The following is a 2,141-nucleotide window of genomic DNA, read 5'->3' on the forward strand; positions in this document are numbered from 1 at the left end:
GCGTGGCTCCGGCCACGAGCGTGCCGAGATCCTCGCCCGGTTGACGGATCTGTTCCTCGCCACCGCCATCCATATGGACGAAGAGCAGGTCGGCGTCTTCGACGTGGTGATCGGGCGGTTGTCGCGCGTCATCGAGCTCCATGCCCGCATCGAGCTGGCGGAGCGGCTGGCATCGATCCCGAACGCGCCGAACGGCGTCATCCACCAGCTCGCCCTCGACGAAATCGCCGTCGCGCGCCCGGTCCTCATTCAATCGCCGCGGCTCAGCGACCAGGATCTGGTCGCGATCTCGGCGGCGAAGGGCCGGGACCATATGCTCGCCATCACCGAACGGCCCAATCTCGGCGAGCCCGTCACCGATTTCCTGATCCTGCGCGGCGGCCGCGTGGTGACGCATGCCGTCGCCTCCAACCAGACAGCGCGCTTCTCGCGGCACGGCATGGGCGTGCTGGTGATGCGGGCGGTGCAGGACGACGCCTTGCAGGCGACGCTGGGCATGCGCCGCGACATCCCCGCCGAATTGTCCGAGCAACTGATCCGGGCGGCCAAGAACTCCGCCCGCAAGCGCCTCAACGAGAGCCTCGCCCTGGCGCTGGTCGACGAGATCGACGACGCCGTGGAGCGGGGCGCCGAAGCGCTCGCCGCCGACGGTCAGATGCCTAGCGAGCTCGGCCCGATCAGCGCCGCCCTGACGGAGATCAAGGAGCTGAACGAGGCCGGCCAGCTCGACGAGACCAAGGTGCGCGCCCTGGCCCAGAGCGGGGCGACCGAGCATGCGACCTGCGCGCTCGCCGTCCTGGCACAGCTCAGCCTGCCCGCGGCCGAGCAGATCATCCTCGGCTCCGACCGCGAGGCTGTGCTGCTCGTCGCACGCGGGCTCGGCTGGTCCTGGGAGACGACGGCGGCGCTGATCTCGCTGCGCAAGGACCTCGGCAAGTCGGAAGCAGCCATCGAGCGGGCCCGCGACAACTTCCGCAACCTCGCCCAGAGCACGGCCCAGCGCGTGCTCGGCTTCCTCAGGATGCGCGACGCAAGGCCGTGAGATAGCTGGACACGCGGCCTTCCCTGACCGCCTTCGCCTCGTAGCGCGTGCGGATCCAGCCGGGATAAGGCCGGCGCCAATCCTCGGCGCGCTCGTCCGTCCAGTCGAAATCCGGCGAGGCGAGCAGGCGCGTCAGCGTCCAGCCGACATAGTCGTCGATATCGCTGGCGAAGCGGAAACGACCGCCGGCCTTAAGTGCGCGAGCGAGCAAGCCAAGCGTGTGCTCCGAGACGAAGCGGCGCTTGCGCTGGCGGCGCTTCGGCCAGGGATCGGGATAGAGCAGGTCTATGGCGTCGAGGCTACCGGCCGGGAAGCGCGGCAGCAGCAACGCGGCATCGTCGTCCCAGACGCGGATATTGGTCAGGCCCTCGCGCTCGGCGACCGCCAGGAACTTGGCCATGCCGTTGATGAAGGGCTCGACGCCGATGAAGCCGATCTGCGGGCTCTCGCGCATCCGCATCAGCAGATGCTCGCCCCCGCCAAAGCCGATCTCGAGCCGCACCGCCTCGACGGGCTGCGGGAACAGCGCCTTGAGGTCGGCGATCTCACCCTCCGGCAGGCGCAGACGCGGCAACGTCTCTTCGATCAGCAAGCTCTGGCCGTCGCGCAAGGCCTTGCCCTTGCGGCGGCCGTAGAAGGCGCGTTCGTCATGATCGGAGTCGTAGGTCATGATCGTCTTCGTATCGCTTTGTCCGATGGAGCCGTCATTCCGGACGCAGCGAAGCGGAGATCCGGAATCCATCACAGAGCTGCGGAGCCTTACGATGGAGCCCGGGTCGGGCCCAGGATGACGGGGGTGTTTCAGCGACCTTATCCGTCAAGTCAAAGAAAAAAGGCCGGGTGAACCCCGGCCTTTCCATTCCTGACCCGGGGGTCAATCTCAGGCGACGGCCTTCTTCAGCGCATCGACGAGATCGGTCTTCTCCCAGGAGAAGCTGCCGTCGCGGCCGGCCTTGCGGCCGAAATGGCCATAGGCCGAGGTCTTGGCATAGATCGGCTTGTTGAGGCCGAGATGGTTGCGGATGCCGTTCGGCGACAGGTCGACCAGCTTGCCGAGCACGTCCTCGAGCTTGGCTTCGTCGACCTTGCCAGTACCGTG

Annotated in this window: 3 protein-coding genes; 1 reads left to right on the forward strand and 2 read right to left on the reverse strand. The window is 67.5% G+C overall.

Annotated elements, in window-relative coordinates; translation table 11 throughout:
* Nucleotides 1–1,042, forward strand: a 1,042-nt coding sequence (locus AB4Y99_RS27160) for a DUF2336 domain-containing protein (RefSeq protein ID WP_441525528.1), incomplete at its 5' end; no start/stop codon positions are given.
* Here the strand turns inward: AB4Y99_RS27160 and trmB are convergent.
* Complete coding sequence (trmB, locus tag AB4Y99_RS27165) at nucleotides 1,017–1,712, reverse strand: tRNA (guanine(46)-N(7))-methyltransferase TrmB (RefSeq protein ID WP_441525529.1); 696 nt, start codon at nucleotides 1,710–1,712, stop codon at nucleotides 1,017–1,019. The genes AB4Y99_RS27160 and trmB overlap by 26 nt on opposite strands.
* Before the next feature lie 210 nt (nucleotides 1,713–1,922).
* The coding region (locus AB4Y99_RS27170; RefSeq protein WP_441525375.1) for a methionine adenosyltransferase domain-containing protein at nucleotides 1,923–2,141 on the reverse strand (219 nt) is incomplete at its 5' end.

The sequence above is a fragment of the Allobosea sp. TAB14 genome (genome assembly GCF_052113865.1).
Classification (GTDB): Bacteria; Pseudomonadota; Alphaproteobacteria; order Rhizobiales; family Beijerinckiaceae; genus Allobosea; species Allobosea spartocytisi.

Coding starts and splice junctions, on each gene's coding strand:
- trmB (WP_441525529.1), bottom strand. CDS start 1,712: ATGACCTACGACTCCGATCATGACGAACGCGCCTTCTACGGCCGCCGC.